The 18,506-nt window shown below is 56.2% G+C and carries 16 protein-coding genes and 1 pseudogene; 7 read left to right on the top strand and 10 right to left on the bottom strand.

The features are described from left to right. The 9 genes and pseudogenes from FOY56_RS24020 to FOY56_RS22820 form a co-directional block, all read right to left on the bottom strand. Nucleotides 1–84: pseudogene (locus FOY56_RS24020) on the bottom strand (ABC transporter ATP-binding protein); the annotation flags it as partial. 157 nt (nucleotides 85–241) lie between these two features. Further along, on the bottom strand, nucleotides 242–1,294 hold the full coding sequence (locus FOY56_RS22855) for a sn-glycerol-3-phosphate import ATP-binding protein UgpC (RefSeq protein ID WP_146348473.1): 1,053 nt from the start codon (nucleotides 1,292–1,294) through the stop codon (nucleotides 242–244). A gap of 9 nt (nucleotides 1,295–1,303) precedes the next feature. Beyond that, the gene (gene ugpE, locus FOY56_RS22850) at nucleotides 1,304–2,155 is read right to left on the bottom strand and encodes a sn-glycerol-3-phosphate ABC transporter permease UgpE (protein ID WP_146348472.1); all 852 of its coding nucleotides are present in this window, start codon (nucleotides 2,153–2,155) and stop codon (nucleotides 1,304–1,306) included. After that, nucleotides 2,155–3,036, bottom strand: coding sequence for a sn-glycerol-3-phosphate ABC transporter permease UgpA (ugpA, locus tag FOY56_RS22845; protein ID WP_146348471.1), 882 nt, complete (start codon nucleotides 3,034–3,036; stop codon nucleotides 2,155–2,157). Before ugpA ends, ugpE begins: the two co-directional genes overlap by 1 nt. 98 nt (nucleotides 3,037–3,134) lie before the next feature. After that, entirely contained in the window at nucleotides 3,135–4,439 is a 1,305-nt protein-coding gene (ugpB, locus tag FOY56_RS22840) for a sn-glycerol-3-phosphate ABC transporter substrate-binding protein UgpB (RefSeq protein ID WP_146348470.1), read from the bottom strand. Between the two features lie 283 nt (nucleotides 4,440–4,722). Continuing rightward, the gene (locus tag FOY56_RS22835) at nucleotides 4,723–5,970 is read right to left on the bottom strand and encodes an FAD-dependent oxidoreductase (protein WP_146348469.1); all 1,248 of its coding nucleotides are present in this window, start codon (nucleotides 5,968–5,970) and stop codon (nucleotides 4,723–4,725) included. Between the two features lie 42 nt (nucleotides 5,971–6,012). After that, nucleotides 6,013–6,834, bottom strand: a complete 822-nt coding sequence (locus tag FOY56_RS22830; RefSeq protein WP_146348468.1) for an ABC transporter permease — start codon at nucleotides 6,832–6,834, stop codon at nucleotides 6,013–6,015. Then, on the bottom strand, nucleotides 6,827–7,594 hold the full coding sequence (locus FOY56_RS22825) for an ABC transporter ATP-binding protein (RefSeq protein WP_146348467.1): 768 nt from the start codon (nucleotides 7,592–7,594) through the stop codon (nucleotides 6,827–6,829). Before FOY56_RS22825 ends, FOY56_RS22830 begins: the two co-directional genes overlap by 8 nt. A gap of 62 nt (nucleotides 7,595–7,656) precedes the next feature. Further along, nucleotides 7,657–8,682 (bottom strand): ABC transporter substrate-binding protein, encoded by a 1,026-nt coding sequence (locus tag FOY56_RS22820; protein WP_146348466.1) that lies wholly within the window; start codon nucleotides 8,680–8,682, stop codon nucleotides 7,657–7,659. A 693-nt stretch (nucleotides 8,683–9,375) separates the two neighbouring features. On the opposite strand from FOY56_RS22820, the gene FOY56_RS22815 reads away from it, so the two are divergent. Together FOY56_RS22815 and FOY56_RS24085 are read left to right on the top strand one after the other, a co-directional pair. Beyond that, the gene (locus FOY56_RS22815) at nucleotides 9,376–10,551 is read left to right on the top strand and encodes a tyrosine-type recombinase/integrase (RefSeq protein ID WP_246139577.1); all 1,176 of its coding nucleotides are present in this window, start codon (nucleotides 9,376–9,378) and stop codon (nucleotides 10,549–10,551) included. Between the two features lie 52 nt (nucleotides 10,552–10,603). Further along, a complete protein-coding gene (locus FOY56_RS24085; RefSeq protein WP_186766451.1) occupies nucleotides 10,604–10,750 on the top strand; it encodes a hypothetical protein in 147 nt (48 codons plus the stop codon). Between the two features lie 126 nt (nucleotides 10,751–10,876). Here FOY56_RS24085 and FOY56_RS22810 read toward each other — a convergent pair whose 3' ends face one another. Next, nucleotides 10,877–11,347 carry a Mu transposase domain-containing protein gene (locus tag FOY56_RS22810; RefSeq protein WP_186766450.1) on the bottom strand — a complete coding sequence of 157 codons (471 nt, stop codon included), beginning with the start codon at nucleotides 11,345–11,347 and terminating at the stop codon, nucleotides 10,877–10,879. Between the two features lie 262 nt (nucleotides 11,348–11,609). On the opposite strand from FOY56_RS22810, the gene FOY56_RS22805 reads away from it, so the two are divergent. The 5 genes from FOY56_RS22805 to FOY56_RS22780 all read left to right on the top strand — a co-directional run bounded on the left by FOY56_RS22805 (nucleotide 11,610) and on the right by FOY56_RS22780 (nucleotide 17,638). After that, the gene (locus FOY56_RS22805; RefSeq protein ID WP_146348463.1) at nucleotides 11,610–12,698 is read left to right on the top strand and encodes a calcium-binding protein; all 1,089 of its coding nucleotides are present in this window, start codon (nucleotides 11,610–11,612) and stop codon (nucleotides 12,696–12,698) included. A 233-nt stretch (nucleotides 12,699–12,931) separates the two neighbouring features. Further along, on the top strand, nucleotides 12,932–13,759 hold the full coding sequence (locus FOY56_RS22800; RefSeq protein WP_146348462.1) for a hypothetical protein: 828 nt from the start codon (nucleotides 12,932–12,934) through the stop codon (nucleotides 13,757–13,759). 567 nt (nucleotides 13,760–14,326) lie between these two features. Further along, nucleotides 14,327–15,076, top strand: a complete 750-nt coding sequence (locus FOY56_RS22790) for a DUF7146 domain-containing protein (protein WP_246139576.1) — start codon at nucleotides 14,327–14,329, stop codon at nucleotides 15,074–15,076. Continuing rightward, nucleotides 15,069–16,853, top strand: coding sequence for a DUF927 domain-containing protein (locus FOY56_RS22785; protein WP_146348460.1), 1,785 nt, complete (start codon nucleotides 15,069–15,071; stop codon nucleotides 16,851–16,853). The genes FOY56_RS22790 and FOY56_RS22785 overlap by 8 nt, the downstream gene beginning before the upstream one ends. A gap of 509 nt (nucleotides 16,854–17,362) precedes the next feature. After that, on the top strand, nucleotides 17,363–17,638 hold the full coding sequence (locus FOY56_RS22780) for a hypothetical protein (protein WP_146348459.1): 276 nt from the start codon (nucleotides 17,363–17,365) through the stop codon (nucleotides 17,636–17,638). The last annotated feature ends 868 nt before the right edge of the window (nucleotides 17,639–18,506 follow it).

Genomic DNA, 18,506 nt, shown 5'->3' with positions numbered 1-18,506 from the left:
CGCCATCACCAGCAGGCGTTCGCCCAGCAGCAAGGCCTCTTCGACTGAGTGGGTGATCAGGATGATGGTCTTGCCGGCTTCTTTGTCTTTGTTGATGCTCAAAGCAAGACTAAAGTAATCGTATACTAAGTCATAATACGGAACAACGTTCCCATAATATCAAACAACGACATGACCACAGCGCGCTCACGTCACGATATTTCGCTCGGCATTGCCATTCCCAACTGTCTGGCTTTAAAGGCTATTCAATCCTTTTGCCGGTTTGCGCATCAAAAATGTGCATCTGCTCAACGGGCGCGTCGAATCGTAGAACATCGCCGCTGGATGCGGCGTGGATACCATTCAAACTCGCCGTTATGGGAAGTTCTGTTCCGGAAATCCTGCCATGTACCAACGTGGTCGCACCGAGTTGTTCGGGTAAATCCACTTCCAGTTGGATTGGCCCTGAACCGTGTTGTTTGAGATGCTCTGGGCGCATGCCAAGCGTGACCGGGCCGTTCGCAGATGTGTTGGAGGCAAGTGTTGTACCATCGGGAAGCGTCAACTGACCTTTGCTCGCTTGTGCAGAGATAAAGTTCATCGAGGGGCTGCCGATAAAGCCTGCGACGAACACAGAGGCAGGTTTTTCGTACACTTCAATCGGCGTTCCAAATTGCTCTACGTAGCCGCCATTCAACACCATTAGCCGATCACCAAGTGTCATCGCTTCGACTTGATCATGGGTTACATAGATTGAGGTCACGCCAAGTCTGCGTTGCAACTTGCGGATTTCCAAACGCATCTGAACACGCAGTTTTGCATCCAGATTTGACAGCGGTTCATCAAACAAGAACACCTGCGGGTCCCGGACAATCGCCCGTCCCATCGCAACGCGCTGGCGTTGACCGCCAGACAGTTGCCGCGGCTTGCGTTTCAGGTAGTCGCGAATTTCAAGGATGTCTGCAGCCTGTTCAACCCGCCGCTTGATCTCAGCCTTGGGGAACTTGCGGATTTTCAGGCCGTAGGCCATGTTCTGCTCGACCGACATATGCGGATAAAGCGCATAATTCTGAAAGACCATTGCGATGTCACGGTCTGCCGGTTCCAGGTCATTAATGACCTTGTCACCAATCGACACCTGCCCGGACGTGACAGTTTCCAATCCGGCCACCATACGCAGCAAAGTGGATTTCCCGCACCCCGAGGGACCGACGATTACGATGAATTCGCCGTGCTGAATCTCGCCTTGGATATGGTGCAATACTTCTGTTTGACCATACGACTTGGTAAGACTGTCGAGAGTGATGCTTGCCATGATCAGACCCTATTTGTCAGTTTCCGTCAGGCCTTGCACGAATAGCTTCTGCATGGCGATGACGACAATGATTGGCGGAAGCATGGCGAGCATGGCGGTCATCATAATGATGTTCCACTGAGGCGATTGTTCAGCCGCTTCCAGCATTTGTTTGATCGATACGACGATGGTTGTCATGTCGCTGTCAGTCGTAATCAACAGCGGCCAGAGGTATTGGTTCCAGCCATAGATGAACAGGATCACGAACAGCGCCGCGATGTTGGTTCGCGACAATGGGATCAGGATGTCCCAGAAGAACCGCATGGGTCCTGCGCCGTCGATCCGCGCGCTTTCGAGCATTTCATCCGGAATCGTGAGGAAAACCTGACGGAACATGAAAGTGGCCGTGGCGGATGCGATCAACGGAATCGACAGGCCCCAATAACTGTTGAGCAACCCGAGGTTTGCGACCACTTCGAAGGTTGGCAGGATGCGAACTTCGACAGGCAGCATCAGGGTGAGGAAAATCATCCAGAAAAAGCCCATTCGAAACGGGAACTTGAAATAGACGATGGCAAAGGCTGACAGCAATGAGATGACGATCTTGCCGCCTGCAATCGCCAGCGCCATAACGAGCGAGTTGAACAGCATGCGCCATACCGGTGTGATTTCATTGCCAGCAAGACCACTGCCAAACAGGGTACGTTTGAAGTTCTCCCAGAAAAAGCCGCCGGGCAGCATCGGGATCGGCGCTTGCGTCATGCGGATGTCATCATGGCTCGCTGCGACGAAGGTGATCCAGATCGGCAGGGCGATCATCACAACGCCCAAAATCAACACCAAATGTGTCACGAATGTCAGGAAGGGTCTGGTCTCAACCATCAGTACTCAACCTTCTTTTCGACATACCGAAACTGAATGACTGTCATGAGGATCACAATGAACATCAAGACGACGGATTGCGCCGCAGACCCGCCCAAATCCAACCCGACAAACCCGTCGCTATAAACCTTGTAGACCAGGATCGTTGTGGCATTTGCTGGCCCGCCTTGAGTCACGGCATGAATGATGCCGAAAGTGTCGAAGAACGCGTAGACTATGTTGATGACCAACAGAAAGAAGGTCGTTGGTGACACAAGCGGCAAGGTAATTGTCCAGAAGCGGCGCAAGGGCCCGGCCCCATCAATCGCGGCCGCCTCAACCACGGATTTCGGGATGGATTGCATCGCCGCGAGGTAGAACAGGAAGTTGTAAGCGATCTGCTTCCATGCGGCGGCTGCCACAACCAGGCCCATTGCCTGGGTCCCGTTCAGGTAATGGTTCCAGTCAATGTTGATCTTTTCCAATAGGAACGGGAAAATTCCAAGCGTGGGGTTGAACATAAAGACCCACAGCGCGCCCGCCAGAACCGGCGCCACGGCATAGGGCCAGATCAGCAAGGTTCTGTATGCGCCAGCACCTTTGATCACACGCTCAGCGAACCCCGCAAGGATCAGCGCGATCGACATGGCCAGCATCGCCACCAACGCTGAAAACACCGCCGTGCGCCAAAAGGTCTGCAGATAAATCTCGTCATGCCACAGGTATTGGAAGTTCTCGAACCAGACAAACTCACGGGACAGTCCGAACGCGTCTTCGATCAGAAAGCTTTGATACAGTGCTTGTCCTGCGGGCCACATGAAGAACACAAGCGTAATCAATATCTGAGGTGCAACCAGCAGAACCGGCAGCAGGACCTTATTGAAATGAACGTGTTTTAGCATTGGGTCATCCGAACCGGCAAACGAAGTAGGAGAGGCAAAGATGATGTTGTCCCCACGGATTTGCAGGGACAACACTGATTTACCTCAAGAGGTTAGACTTAGTTGACGGATCGTTCGAATTTCCGAAGCAGATCGTTGCCGCGTGAAGCTGCGTCATCCAATCCTTCCTGTGCGGTTTTTGAGCCCGCCCAGATGGCTTCCATCTCTTCGTTGATCACGTCACGCACCTGCACGAAGTTACCAAAGCGCACGCCGCGCGAATTGGCTGTCGGTGTGTTCAGGCTCAGCTGTTTGATGGCGGTGTCCGTGCCTGGGTTCGTGTCATAGAAACCTTGAGACTTAGAGAGCTCATAAGCGGCTGTTGTGATCGGCACATATCCGGTCTCCTGATGCCACCATGCCTGAACCTCAGGAGAAGACAGGTAAGTCATGAACTTGGCCACACCTTCGTATTCTTCATCTTCATGGCCCGCCAGCGCCCAGAGTGTTGCACCCCCGATGATTGAGTTTTGCGGGGCGGACGCCACGGCTGTGTCCAACGGCAACATGGTCTGGGCAAAGTCAAACTTGGCCTGTGCTTTCATCGAGCCATAATACGCGGAAGAGTTCATCCACATACCGCACTCACCGTTTGTGAACATCGGCAGGCTGTCGCCACGGCGACCTGCATAGACGAATGATCCATCGTCGGACATCGACGCGACATCCGCCAAACGGGCGGCAACCTGATCGTTGTTGAACGTGAACTCGGTATCAAAACCGGCAAAGCCGTTCTCTTGTGTGCCCATCGGAATATCATGCCATGCCGAATAGTTTTCGAGCATTACCCAAGACTGCCAACCAAAGGACAGACCACATTTCATCCCATTTCCGACAAGCGCCTTGGCGGCCGCCTTAACGTCATCCCATGTTTCTGGCACGTCAACACCGGCCGCTTTCAGAGCATCCGCATTGTACCACAAAACTGGCGTCGAGCTGTTGAATGGCATCGACAGCAATTCGCCTTCAGGCGTCTGATAATAGGAAATAACCGCTGGCAGATAGTCGGATTTGTCGAACGGCTCGCCTGCGTCCTTCATCAACGCTTCCATCGGATAGACGGCGCCTTTTGCTGCCATCATCGTGGCGGTGCCGACTTCAAACACCTGCACGATATGGGGATGCTGCTTGGCACGGAAACCAGCAATCGCAGCCGTCATCGTTTCTGTGTAGTTACCCTTGTATACAGGGACAACTTTGTAATCTGACTGCGATGCATTGAAATCATTGGCGATTTTGTCGACGCGTTCACCATTTGCACCGCCCATCGCGTGCCACCATTGCACTTCGACTTCCGCATACGCCGCAGTGGACAGAGCAATAGCGCCCGCTGCCAGCGTCGCATTAAGGGTAAATTTTTTCATTTTTGTGCCTCCCGTTAGATGTGCGCACACCGCCCATAGAGACGATGAATGTCACAGTGGGGTGAAGGTGGCACAACATATTGTAAGGTCAAAGCAATTTTTCGGAGCCCAAGAGGGTGCGTGTTCCACGGGCTGGCAAACGCCGATGAACATTCGGGATCGACGGTTCGGTTCAAGTGGACAGTTTGCTACCATTGGTTTGGGCCTCCTCACGTGAACCGGTCCGCCCCTGTGTTTTAGGCAGCAGGCCACATCCATTAACCTTACCCGGCACGCGCTCGGGTCAGGCCAGAATGGCGCCCTGCGCCCCGAGTGTTTTGCGCAGTGCGTCTATGTTCAGTGCGCCACCGTTTACAGACATCTGCGCGGCAGCCACCCCGCTGGCCTGCCCTGTTGCAAACGCCGTGCCCATCACGCGAATAGCGGCACCGCCCAGCTTATCGCCATCAGCAAGGCGGCCAGCCGCGAACAGGTTGGATGTGTTGCGGCTGGTCAGACAAGACATCGGAATCTGATACGAGGCGCCCCCGGGCGGGATGTCCAGGGTGCTACTGAAATCTTCGCGGTTGTGCCACTCGGCACCCCAGGCCCCCAAAGCGATACAATCGTCAAAACTCCGGCGCTCAAGTACATCATCCCATCGGAACATACGCTGAGATTGCAGATGCCGCGATTCCCGGGTGCCGAATTCAGGTCCGGTCGAGACCAGATAAGCACCTGCGCATCCGGGAATGGAGCGGATCGCATCAAGGTAAATCCAGGCCTGTTGTCGCCCGTTCTCTTCCGCCCCACTCATGGACGCGGCATCTCGCGGGTCGTAATCATACGAGGCGACATAACAGACCAGATCGTGTGAGAACGGCAAGCGGGTCACAACGCTTTTGTCCTTTGTCACCTTTTTCCTGTTCGGACCAAGCTGCCCGACCGCAGTGGCAATATCGATAGCAGTGACTTCAACCTCTGCCGGGATCCCGCCAAACCGAGTCCCCAGCGTGCCGAGATTGACATCGTGTCCATTGCCATAGCGCGTGTCCGCGCCGCTTTGGGCCAGCAGATCGCCCTCTCCCGTGCAATCGACAAACGCCCCGGCGCGGAATTTGCGCAGCCCGGAATGATCGGCCACTGTGAGAGAAGAGACTCGGTCATTCTGACGCTCTGCCCCAACGACAAAACCGCCCATCAAGACCTCGACACCGGCTTCGCGGCACAGCTTGTCCAGCACCAGCTTGACAGTTTCTGGATCGAACACAACGTACACCCCGCGATGTCGGTGTGGGCCGGTGACCGCATTACGGCGGGTCAGTTCCTCCATCACCCGGGCAGCGACCCCGCCAACGACGATCTCGGGTGTTTCCCCCAAGGAATAGAGCCCGCAATAGGTGACCACGTTGCGCATGGTCGAGGCACCACCAAGGCAGTTGTATTTCTCGACCAAAAGCGTCCGCGCCCCGGTTTCGGCGCTGGCAATCGCGGCCCCCACGCCGGCACTGCCGCCACCCGCGACGATCACGTCATAGGTTTCATGGGTCATATGCACGGTCTCCAGTTGGTGGCTGGTTGCCGCTGTCCTGTTTCAGACGCGCCATTTCAGCAGGATCCTTTCGAGGGTCCCGATCAGCGTGCTGACCATAACCCCAAGGACCGACAATATCGCGACCCCAGCAAACAGCCTTTCGAGATCGTAAAGCGAACCGGCCTGCAGAATATACGCGCCGATACCGTATTCCGCGCCCAGCATCTCGGCCGCGACCAACAGGATGATGGCGATGGCAAGGCTGATGCGCAGCCCGGACAGGATACCGGGCATCGCACCCGGCAGCACGATCTTGCGCACGATCGACACCCAGGACAGCGAAAAACTCTGACCCATGCGGATCAGGGTTCGGTCAACATTATCGACTGCGCCATAGGTGGCGACCACGGTTGGGGTAAAGGTGCCAAAGGCGATCAGCGCGTATTTCGACATCTCGTCGATACCAAACCAGATGACAAACAGTGGCAGCAACGCGATTTTCGGGATCGGGAAGATCGCCGCAACCAAAGGCACCAGCCCGGCCCGCGCCAGCGAAAACAACCCGATCAATATGCCAACCGAGACCCCGACGGTGCAGCCGATCAGCGCCCCGACCACCAGTCGGGTCAGGGATGGTACCATGTGTTTGTAAAACATCCCGCTTTGCCAAAGTTCTACCAGAGTCCAGAATACGTCGGACGGGATCGGCAGGGTCAGGCTGGTGATAATACCGGCACGGGTCAGGACCTCAACTATTAGGATCAGCGAGACGAACACGCCCAGCCCCACCCAGCGGTGAGGGCGCGGTGCAAACCCGCCGCCGCGGAAAGCGACGGGTTTGTAGCTGCTGGTGGGGGCGCTGGAGCGGGATGTGTCAGACACTCAACAACTCCTGATCGGCCGCCACTGCTTCGTCGCGCATCAACTGCCAAAGCTGCACCTGTTTGCGTTCCAGCTCTGGGTCGCCAAGGGTGCGATCAGCCAGCGGCGTGTCGATTTCGACGATCTCGCGGATGCGGCCCGGACGGCGCGACAGCAAAACGATGGAATGACCCAGCCGAACGGCCTCGTTCAGATTGTGGGTGACGTAGACTGCGGTGAACGGTTCGCGTTCCCACAAGGCCACAAGGTCGCCCATCAGCAATTCACGGGTCTGGCTGTCGAGCGCCGACAAGGGTTCATCCATCAGCATCACGGCCGGATTGACCGCAAGCGCGCGGGCCAAAGCAACCCTCTGCTTCATCCCGCCGGATATCTGTTTGGGCAAGGCTTGGCGAAAATCCGAAAGCTTTGTGCGGGCCAGCACATCCGCTATGATCGCTTCCGTTTGTTGCGCGCCCAACCGGTGATCTTCCAGCACGAGCTGAATATTGCCTTCGACGGTGCGCCACGGCAGCAGCGCGAAATCCTGAAACACATAGGTGAGCGGGTTGAGACAGCCGTCAGGCACATCGCCAATCTGAAGGATCTGGCCACGCCCGGGCTGTTCCAATCCACCGATCATCCGCAACAGAGTGGATTTCCCACAGCCCGACGGGCCGATGATGCAGACAATTTTCCCTTTGGGAATATCAAGGCTGATATCGCGCAGGATTTCTAGATCGCCATAGGAATGGCCGATAGAGTCAAGTTTCAGATCCATGCCTGCCGCTCATAGGAAAAGGTAAATGGGCGGCGATCCCCCGCCACCCAAATAAGTCCGCGTTACTTGGACTCGACGTAAGAATCGTCCACCAGCATTTCGAAGGTGATCGTGTCATCGACAAGGCCTTCGGACTTGAACCACTCAAGCTGCGCCTTGACGTTGTCGACATTCATCGCGGCGTTTTTATTGATCCGCATCGCACCGTTGCGAATGCTTGGTGCGGCCTTTTCATACGGGCGGTCGGCGTAGACATATTTATGGATCAGCTTGACCATGTCTTCTTGCGCTTGCTCGTCCAGGGTCTTGTCGACCAGCGCGGCGTTGAAATCATCGGCACCGCGCGAAAAGGCCCGAAGAAACGCCTCAGTCTGTGCGCGTTCGTTGGCCGCGTTGTCTGCCGAGGTGAACACCACCGTCACCTGATAATCCGGAACATAGTCGGAAATCGCACCGATGATGTGGACTGCACCACCTTTGTCCAGTGGCTTGGCGATATGCGGCACGATGGCCCATGCATCCACTTGGGACGATTTCATCGCACCGATGATCGCACCGACTTTTTGAAGCGGCTTGAACTTCAAATCGAGATCATGGGCTGCGGCCACCTGCGAACCGGTATAATGGAAAGAAGACCCGGTCTGGGTCAGCGCCCAGTTCGCACCGTCCAGTTTGGACGGGTCTGTCATGCCGGCGTTGTAAGCCTCTGTCGAGACGATGATTTGCGACCCGTCAATGCCCGGCTCTTCGGACAGGGCCCCGCCGATTACCTTCGCCGCACCCTTTTGCGCCAAAGAAATCAGACCGCCCGATATCGCGGTCACGGCATAGTCGACATCTTTCGACGCCACGGCCACAGCCATCGGTTGCGCCGCCTGGAAGAACTTCAGTTCGACATCAAGACCCTCGTCAGCGAAATACCCCCGCTCAAGCGCAACAAAGCTGGCGGCATGGCTGGTAAAGCGCAACGCGCCGACATTGATCTTGGTGTTCTCGGCCAGTACCGGCGTCGCGGCTTGGGTGACAATTCCCAGCCCCAGAACCAGTGCAGCCGTTTTCAAAACACCCCGGCTGTTGAAATAAATCATGATCTCACTCCCTTGTTGTCTTGCCAACGCGCCAACCCAGTGTTGACAGAAAATCCGCCGCGAAAACCAGTCGCGCATTGGACCCTTTCTGATCGTTGCCTACCGTCTTGCATGACCTGTAACCTCAGGCTGCAAACTGCACATGTTATGTACCGATCAGACGATGTTTGATAAAACTAGTCAATCTGGCTTTTGGGTAGTACCCCAAGGCGCAGTGCAATTCCCAAGCTAGCGCGGGCTGAACCGGGCCCTGAGTTGCTCCATGCCCATTCCACCGTACATTTTCTTCCGCCGATCAAACGTTTATTCATTCAAACCGGTCTGTCTGATTGCATCATTCCAGGGCATGCATTGCCTCATCAAAACTTCAACCCGCCGCAACTTCTCGACAATCACTTCAGGCTAATCGACGAGCAGAAGACACGGTTCAAGCCCTTCTTTTCAAAGAGCCTTCAAACAGCTGAAGTGTGGTTGCAGAGGTGGTTTTCTTCTAATGGATTCCGCGTGACTCACTAACAAACGACAAAGAAAATGTGGTGCCGCATGAGGGCATTGAACTCCTGCATATGTTTGTTCCATCCTGTTTCAGATGAGAACAAGCCGTCAGTAAAACAATGACTTATCTGTTTCATGCCGTCTTGTTGTGCAGCACCTCATACCATATGTTGTGGGGGATATTTTGGGGGATAAATATTGCATAAACTCAGCGCTGTTTTCATCAAGAGTGCCGCTCCGGGTAAGTATGAGGACGGACAAGGTCTACGATTGATCAAGCGCAAAGACGGCGGCGGACAATGGGTCTTTAGATACACGATCTTCGGCAGACGTCGCGAGATGGGCTTGGGAGGGCTTGCATCGGTTTCTCTGAAGGATGCGAGAGAGATCGCAGCTGAGTACAGGAGACTGGTAGCTCGTGGGATTGACCCGATAAAGGATCGGGTACGTCAACGACTTGAGGCAGCGCGCGACCTCAATATTCTGCGAGATGTTGCGCTGGACGCGTTCGAGAGCCGCAAGGCGGAGCTGAAAGACGACGGCAAGGCAGGCCGTTGGTTCAGTCCGCTTGAGTTGCACATCCTGCCCAAGCTTGGCCAGGTTCCGATTGCCGATATCGATCAGCGCGATATTCGCGATGTTCTATCTCCGATCTGGCATTCGAAGACCGCAACCGCCAAGAAGGCGGCAGATCGTCTAAATATCGTCCTGCACCATGCGGCGGCCCTAGGGCTTGATGTGGACATTCAGGCCGTTTCGAAAGCCAAGGCTCTTCTGGGTCGGCAACGGCACACTGTTCACTCGATCCCCGCTATGCCTTGGCAGGAGGTCCCGAGTTTCTATTCAAGCTTGGAAACGCCAACACTCACGCATCTCGCATTGCGGCTGCTTATCGTGACCGGGCTGCGATCAGGCCCAATCCGCTTCATGCGGCTTGATGAGGTCACCGATGATGTTTGGACAGTTCCCGCGGCGAACATGAAGGCGCGTGTTGGCGCTGCTCGGCCGTTTCGCGTGCCCCTCAGCCGTGAAGCCTTAAGGATCATTGATCTCGCCCGCCCCTTCGCGCGAGACGGTCATCTTTTTCCATCCGCCCGAAAAGGTGTCATCAGCGACGCGACCATGTCTCGCCTGATGGAGCGCCGCGGCTTGAAGGCCCGCCCGCATGGCTTTAGATCCAGTCTGCGGACATGGCTGGCAGAGGCAACTGATGCACCACATGAGGTCGCCGAAGCGATGCTGGCGCATGTTACTGATAGCAAGGTCGTGCGCACGTATCGACAGACAGATTATCTGGACCAGAGGCGCGTTTTCGCAGAGGCGTGGTCAGACCATGTCACCGATGGATCCGGAAAGATGGTGAAACTCGCATGAGGTCAATCCAGCTTTTAGAGAGTGGATGCAAATGGTTAGCGCTGAGAGCATCATGGTCGCTCTCTTCGGCGGCACGTTGCCGGGCCAGCTTGGCGTACTCGGATTGGAACGTTGGCAGCTTGAGCTTCTTGAGATGATGTTGGGGCAGCACCTGCGGCGTGTCATTCATATCGCCGGTCCGGATATCATACTCATTTAGCTGGCCGGCTTTGCCGTCTGAATCCGTGCCCGAGGCAGGTAGTGATAGATGTCGAGATCGAGGCGCGTTGACCGCCGTTCGATCCGGCAGAAAACAGGTGCTTGACTGCATCATAGCCGATCGCCCCTAGATCAAGGGCCCAGCGCATGGCGCCGAGGACGTGATCCATACCGAAGGTCTCAAGCAGCCCAAGGACCTGGACGTGCTCCCGTTTGCCCGTTTGCCCATCCGCGCGTCCAGCAGTCGGTGCCGATTGGGCAGGTCCCAGTCCCGCAGCGGGACGGACTGATCAAGAGAACCGACCTTCTGCTCCAGCAGCGGCAGGAATTGGATCGGATCAAAGATCATATCGACCTTCTCATAGGACCGCAGGTGCCGCGCAACCACCTCCGCGCAGCAACCGATGACAATCTCACCAACATATCCGCGGACATGGATCTCGCGATAGGCGTAGGCGACCGTCATCGAGTAATCGTTACCGCGGTAGCGCACCATCGAGATCGAGGTGGCCCGGGGGCTGATCTTCTCGCAGGCATCGTAGAGAACTGCCGGCAGGGCGCCTACTTTCTGCCCAGAGTGCTCCCGCCGAATCAACATGCGAAAGGAACAAGGATGACCGTCAAACGCAGCTTGATCATTGAAGCCCCTTGGATCGATCACATTCTTGCAGGCCGCAAAAACTGGGAAATGTGGTCAACGGTATCATCGCATCATGGCTGGTTCGGCCTGAGACAAACATGGGCATCGCTAAACTGATAGGCTGCGGCCGATCAACAGTGCGATGGACGCCTGATACACATCAATGTCAGGTCTCTTCGATCAACATATTATGAAAAAGCGATATTTTGGAGGAGAAGCCATGACTGTAGTGATCGCACGTGATGTGTGGGGACTTGGACTGGACCTGCGGCCTGACGCGTTCGGGTGGCCGCCCGCATTGTTCGATCCGGCTCTGGACGTGGTCGAGATGGCACAAGCGCCGCTCGGAGGCGATCTGGTGCGCTACCGCTTCGACATTAACTGGCATCCGCGCTGGGCGGGCGTGCAGGCGGTGATGGAAGATACGGGTCTGACAATGACCTTTATCGACGCCACGTATCGGACGGATGAGGGCGAGACCGCCCTGACCATTCGTGAGAATACGTTTGGCGTCGCCTGTCCCATCGGACCGGGGGCGCCGCCCTGTGATCTTTCCGGGGCGCCATCGTATTTCGTTTCAAACGGCTTGCTTCAATTGGACGGCAACGATGTGTTGATTGGGAATGCTTTTGTGGATCGGCTGTATGGCTACGAGGGACACGACGTAATCCGAGGCGGAAATGGCAGTGATCAGCTGGATGGCGGTGACGGGCATGACCGGATCTTTGGCGAGGGCGGCAGCGATCGAGCGCGCGGCGGGTCCGGGACCGATCAACTGTCAGGTGGTGCGGGTAATGATGTGCTGAATGGCGGTGACGGCGATGACGCGCTGAACGGCGGTGCGGACAACGATCAATTGACTGGTGGTTTGGGCAACGATTCCCTGCGTGGCGAAATCGGTGACGATATGCTGATGGGCAAGGCCGGGCACGACTTCATGCATGGCGGGGCCGGAAACGACCTTATGGACGGCGGGGGCGGAAACGATGGCATGGTGGGCGATGGCGGCAATGATGTCATGACGGGCGGTGCGGGCAATGACGTGCTGGACGGGTCATTCGGGAACGACACCCTGACCGGAGGGGCTGGCGACGACCGGCTGACCGGAGGTCCGGGTGCCGATATCTTTGTTTTCGAGTTCCGAGGTGGACACGACATCGTTATGGATTTCACCCCGGGCATTGACGGCATCAACCTGCTTGTTGCCTCGCCTGCAGAGGCCGTAGACACCGCGGACGGCGCGCTGATGATCTGGGAAACAGGTTCAGCTCTATTCCTGGGGGTTTTGGCGGATGATCTGCCTATTTGACCTTTGGTCTTGGGGCTTGGGGCGCGCAGCCTTTTCGGCGATACCAGATTGCCTCTGTCGGCGACGGAGTTCGGTCACCACCGCATCTAGCGGGATGTCGTGTGCGGCCATGGTGATCCCGAAGCGTTCTTCAATGTCACGCGCAAGTTGTTCAAAAGCATCGGGCTCCGCGTTGACGTTCGACGCCGCGTTCAGAGAAGGCATTTCATATATACAAGATGGGGAAACTGAAGTTGGATAATACGACACACTGGAAGAGCTTTGCCGACTGGCCCAAACAGGGCCAAACCGCCGCGCGGAAGGGGAAGTGGGACCAAATCGAATGGACTGATTGGCCTCCGAAATTACAGAGAAGATTACTAGATGACATCAAAGAATTGGTCCCTGATGTCAGAATCGAAAATGGCCTCGAATATTCAACGCGACCAGCCCAACCTGGGGACAAGATTTTGGAAGGACGCCCGGATCTCGAATGGGCCGCAAAGGAGTTGCTTCTTGGAGACCTGGAAGCGTGGGTTGAGGACGACGCGAATACGGTTTCAGATGCGTGGGCGGAGCAACGCCGGTCTGCAGTAGAGCATCTGCAGCAAGCTCTTTCAAGCGAAGACCCAACGAAAGGGTCACCGGAATTATCTCTACATGCGCACGCTCAGAAGGCCATGGATGGCTTAAAAGATATTGATGTGATGGCCGGGTTTTACAAAGGCGAGTGTGAAGGCGATCGTGAGAAAGACTGGGTTCAAGACATAGTCGACAACATGGCATATGTCGCCTTCATGGCGGGACGTCATACCCAAGCTGCTTGGAGTAAACCTTTCGAAGAAGTCGTCGTTCAGCGGAACAGAAAGCAACAGTTCTTTTTTGACGGTCGTGATGAGCAGATCCGCACTTCCAAAGCTAATGCAGAGGAACGGCGTGCCATAATTCGAAGTCTGTCACCGCCAACTAACTTGAAAGGAGAGGCTCTGAATCAATGGTTAGTCAGGAAGTTGTTCGAGGACTATGGTATTGAAATCAGTGAACGAACAATACGGGGTGATAGGAAAATGATCCGCGGCTAAAAAAAAATGGCAGAGCTGCTGAGCGTTGCCAAAATCAATGAGTCACGTTTGGTCAACATGAAGCAAAATGGTGACCATGATGCGATATTTATCGTTCGACGGACTTAGCAAAAAACTCGGCGGCCGTAGTCGTTCCAGTATATACCGTGACGTTGAGTGCGGAGATTTGCCGAAGCCCTTAAAAATCGGCAGCACACTTTACTGGATCGAACAGGAAGTGGATGCGCATATCGCCCGTATAAATGGGCGGAGACCTGAACAGGAAAATTCAGAATGTGGGCTCCTTTATGGCAGCTCAGTTTCTGAAGCACCCGACCGGTCAGAAGTAGTGAGTTCGGCTGGCAGTGACCTTCCGAAGGGCCAGGCCTCGAACAGGTCAGTGAAGCGCGCAACCAAGTCAACTATGAGCGTCCGGGCCAAGTCATGACCAACGTTCACGTCATAACCGCAGCCCTGGGCGGTTGCATGTACGGCCCATCCGGTCGCGCGGCTTGTCCGGTCTGTCAAAGGCGGCATCCGATAACGGATAACCCGGCTCTTTCCATCGCTCGGGGAAATGATGGTTGCTTGCTACTTTGGTGCTTCAAAGGCTGCGATTTTGTCGATGTGCTGGAAGCCCTGAAGGCCGAAGGCGCTGTGCCTGGCATAAGTTCCTCTTCGACGCCCTCTGTCCAAGACATCGCGCGCCTCAAGTCCGAGGAAAGTGCACGGGCGCAGAAACGCGCGTTACAGGCGCGGACCTCTTGGGCAGAAGCCCTGCCGGTCGGCGGAACCCTCGCTGAGATATACCTGCAGAGCCGAGGCATCACCACGGCCTTGCCGGCAAGCCTGCGGTTCCACCCGAACTGCTGGCATCCAAAGGCACAGCGTTACCCGGCGCTTGTGGCACGGGTCGACGGGTGCGATCATTTCGCTGTGCATCGGACCTACCTGGCCGCCGACGGCAGCGGCAAAGCTGATGTAATGCCCAACAAAGCCATGCTGGGTAGCGTCAGGGGTGGCGCTGTTCGATTAGCAAGCGGAACTGGCCCGCTGGTTGTCTGTGAAGGCATCGAAACCGGCCTGTCGCTCGTTCAGGCACTGGCCGACCGCAACACTTCTGTTTGGGCGGCGCTATCGACCAGCGGGATGTCCGCGCTCAGGTTACCTAGCGTTCCAGCCCGTTTGACCATCGCGCCGGATGGCGACGATGCAGGGCGTAAGGCCGCCGACACGTTGGCCCGGCAGGCCGATACGCTTGGATGGAGTGTTTCGATTATGCCGGCACCGGACGGTCGCGATTTCAATGACATTTTGATGGAGAAACAAAGTGCCTGACGACGTTGCCAATATAGCTCCCATCGGACTGGCGTACGACGAGGCCCAGAAAGTGCAGCCCCTTCGACCGGACGGTCTGCCGCGCGATTTTCGCGTGACCGATGCCGGCATCGAATTTCAGGTCGAGGACGACAATGGAAATGCTGAATGGCGTTGGCTTTGCACTCCGATCAGGGTGCTGGCCCTTTCTCGCGGGGCGGACGGCAAAGGGTGGGGCCGGCTAGTCGAGATCAGGGATCCGGACGGGCGTTGGCACCGATGGGCCATGCCTGCAGAGATGTTCGCCGGAGATGGCATCGATCTTCGGCGAGAATGTTTCCGACTTGGTCTGCTGCTTAGTAATGCAAAAGGAGCAAACCAGAAGTTCTCCATCCTGCTACAGAATTGGAAACCTTCCGACCGGGTTGTCACCTGTGAACGGCTGGGGTGGACTGATGAAACCTGCACGGCCTTCATGCTTGGCAATGGCGAGGTGATCGGCCGCGATGACGTAGTGTTCCAGTCTGAAAATCTGCCCGGAATAGCGGCAGAAATGCATCCAAAAGGTACACTCACAGACTGGAAGGACAGCGTGTCAGCCTGTTGCGCCGGCAATCCCCTGATGGTCATGTCAGTTTCCCTCGCTCTGTCCGGCCCATTTCTGGAGCTGCTGAAGCAAGACGGCGGCGGTATTCACTTGCGTGGTGAAAGCAGCCGGGGCAAATCGACCATCCTTAAAGCCGCAGCTTCTGTATGGGGGTCGCCCGAATTTGTGCAGAGCTGGCGTGCCACATCCAACGGACTGGAGGGGGTGGCAGTGGTCAGTAACAGCTCTCTGATCGCGCTGGACGAGATGTCCGAAGTCGACGCAAAAGAGGCAGGACGTGTCGTCTACATGCTGTCCAACGGCACTGGAAAGGCCCGGGCCAGTCGGACTGGCACAACCCGCCCTGTCGCCCATTGGCGGGTCCCCATCCTGAGCAGTGGCGAATTGAGCCTGGCTGACAAGATGGCGGAGGCTGGGCAGCGCAAGCGCGCTGGGCAAGATGTGCGGCTCATCGACATTCCGGCTGACAATCGCGCGCACGGGGCTTTTGACAGTCTGCACGGGATGGCAGACGGTGCCGCCTTCGCCGAACAACTGAACATGGCGGCGGCACAGCACTATGGGACAGCAGGTCCCGAGTTTGTAGCTCGAATTCTGGAAGATCTCGAAACAGCCACAAACAAGGCGCAACAGCTGATCGAAGAATTTGTTCAGATGGCCGTGGCGGAACTCGCTCCCAAACCGGACGGACAAGTGCGACGTGTCCTGGCTCGTATTGGCCTGATTGTCGCTGCCGGTGAGATGGCCACGGCATTGCAAATCACTGGCTGGAAACCCGGCGAAGCCACTGATGCGGGCTTGGAACTGGTTCGTTTGTGGTTGGCCGAACGCGGAGGGACAGGGGCGCAAGAGGCAAAAGACGCGATTGACCGGACACGCGCCTTCATCGTGAAATATGGGGACTCTCGGTTCGAAGACCTCGACAGAGAAGCCCCTGACCAACGGCGCATCAACGACCGGGCCGGATGGAAGATCGGCGGCAACTATTACTTCGCCAAGGACGCATGGGACGAACTGCACAGAGGATTCAATCCGATGAATGCCGCCCGCGCCGTCAGGGATGCGGGTTTCCTGATAAGGGAGCAAAAGGACCGGTTGCAGACAAAACTTCCGTCGGAGGTAGAGGGACGGCCCCGTGGCTACTGCGTTTCATCGAATATTCTCGGGGGTGATGACGATGAATGCGCATGATCAACAGTCGACGATGGAAAATCCCACTGGGGCAGCTGGGGCGACTGGGACAAGGCAGGTATTACAGACACTTAGCCTGACCCAGTTGAGACAAGCCTACTGGGACGAGCTGGGGCGGGACAGGAGGAACGACGCTAAAACGCGTCAGCTCGCCCCATTTGTCCCAGTAGCCGATAACCAACTGGGGCAGCGTAAGCCCTTGAAACAAAAGGCTCGCCCCAGTCGCCCCAGCTGTCCCAGTTGCAAAACGACGGCGTGCGTCGATCTGGAAGCGAAAGGTCAATTCTCCGAGAAAGAGATTGAAGTGTTCCCCTATGGCACCTCTGTCAGCGGGCGCCCTCTGACCTGGACAGGCAAAGTCGTGAGCCTAAAAGCCTGGCGATCTCTCTCCGATTGGGCAAAACACGGATCGACCGGAAAAGTCTGGAATGGTGCAACCCGTCGGTGGGATATCGAAGAATAAGGCTCTGCCTGTGTTTGATCCGAAAACAACCAGAAAGGAGAACGCCATGGATCAGACCAGCAGTGAAGAGGCGAAAGCAATCATCATGGGCATCATCCACGATTTCTTGGAAAACGATCCAGACAGGTTCCTCAATTATGTCGACCACATCGGGTTCGATCTGACCATCCTGCGCTCACTCGATGACTTCGATGCTGCTTGGCTTGGCCAGTATAGGATTGGAAAAGGCCGATATGATCTTGAACGGGCCCTGAACGACTTAAATACATGGCCACCGATCGCACAGGAAATCGCGCGCCGACGACGCGCTGCTCAAAGTTAACCTAATGATTTGTGAACTTCTCCCGCAACGCCACATCCGAACCTACCAAGGCTGCCAAGGTCCTCTTCTGGACATTGAGGGGTTCGAGGTGCTGATCGAGCGAACGCCCTGCCACTATGGCGGATCAAGGGCCTGGTTCATTTGCCCTTGGTGCGATCGCCGCTGCGCAATTCTTTACCCGGAAGCGTGTCGGACATGTGTCAATGCCCGCTACCGCTCAGAACTGAACTCGCCGACCGCTCGACGGATCGCAAAGGCGATCAAGCTCCGCCGCCAGTTGGGGCAGATCACTGGTGGGCTCGCAGCCCCCTACCCGCTCAAACCCAAGTGGATGCGTTGGCATACATATCTTCGCATTCGCTCAAAGGGTTTTGCTTTGGAAAGAGAGATTATGGGCTCCCTTACCACCACGGCATGGTTCCAGCGGCACTGCCCTGATCCAACGCAATGAGATAGGCGGTATAAATCGGCCGATATGGGATGCAAGTAACTGAGTGTCGGGCCAAGCCGCGTATCGGGCGGACTGATATCGGCGACTTGGCCCGGGGGGACGTGAATCTAAGGTGCACTGATTGGCAAAGCGCCTGCTTTGACATGCGTCAAGTCAATGGAAGCGGTTCACTCGACGCTGCATCCGAGAACACGCCTGAACTGTTCTGACGACGGCGTGAAAAAAGCTGGTCGTGTGTTGGGTCTGGGCGATCATGGCAACCTCCTGTGCTTGATCCCAAGTTAGCTTGAGACGCTCACAGCGGTCAGTGAAGTAATTCACATAGGGTTGTGACCCCCTGCGGTAATCCCCCCATTTTTAATGGGGTCCAGCCGTAGAATTCAGGCGGCTGCTTTCAGTTTCATTGCGGGTGTGATG

Origin of the sequence: Falsiphaeobacter marinintestinus (assembly GCF_007923355.1) — a bacterium.
Classification (GTDB): domain Bacteria; phylum Pseudomonadota; class Alphaproteobacteria; order Rhodobacterales; family Rhodobacteraceae; genus Phaeobacter_A; species Phaeobacter_A marinintestinus.
The sequence above is the reverse complement of the archived record's forward strand: the minus strand, read 5'-3'. Positions and strand labels throughout refer to the sequence as shown.

Bases quoted from the DNA above. Each gene is read 5' to 3' on its own strand.
- FOY56_RS22855 (WP_146348473.1), bottom strand. From the start codon at position 1,294: ATGGCAAGCATCACTCTCGACAGTCTTACCAAGTCGTATGGTCAAACA.
- ugpE (WP_146348472.1), bottom strand. From the start codon at position 2,155: ATGGTTGAGACCAGACCCTTCCTGACATTCGTGACACATTTGGTGTTG.
- ugpA (WP_146348471.1), bottom strand. From the start codon at position 3,036: ATGCTAAAACACGTTCATTTCAATAAGGTCCTGCTGCCGGTTCTGCTG.
- ugpB (WP_146348470.1), bottom strand. From the start codon at position 4,439: ATGAAAAAATTTACCCTTAATGCGACGCTGGCAGCGGGCGCTATTGCT.
- FOY56_RS22835 (WP_146348469.1), bottom strand. From the start codon at position 5,970: ATGACCCATGAAACCTATGACGTGATCGTCGCGGGTGGCGGCAGTGCC.
- FOY56_RS22825 (WP_146348467.1), bottom strand. From the start codon at position 7,594: ATGGATCTGAAACTTGACTCTATCGGCCATTCCTATGGCGATCTAGAA.
- FOY56_RS22820 (WP_146348466.1), bottom strand. From the start codon at position 8,682: ATGATTTATTTCAACAGCCGGGGTGTTTTGAAAACGGCTGCACTGGTT.
- FOY56_RS24085 (WP_186766451.1), top strand. From the start codon at position 10,604: ATGGTCGCTCTCTTCGGCGGCACGTTGCCGGGCCAGCTTGGCGTACTC.
- FOY56_RS22810 (WP_186766450.1), bottom strand. From the start codon at position 11,347: ATGTTGATTCGGCGGGAGCACTCTGGGCAGAAAGTAGGCGCCCTGCCG.
- FOY56_RS22805 (WP_146348463.1), top strand. From the start codon at position 11,610: ATGACTGTAGTGATCGCACGTGATGTGTGGGGACTTGGACTGGACCTG.
- FOY56_RS22780 (WP_146348459.1), top strand. From the start codon at position 17,363: ATGGATCAGACCAGCAGTGAAGAGGCGAAAGCAATCATCATGGGCATC.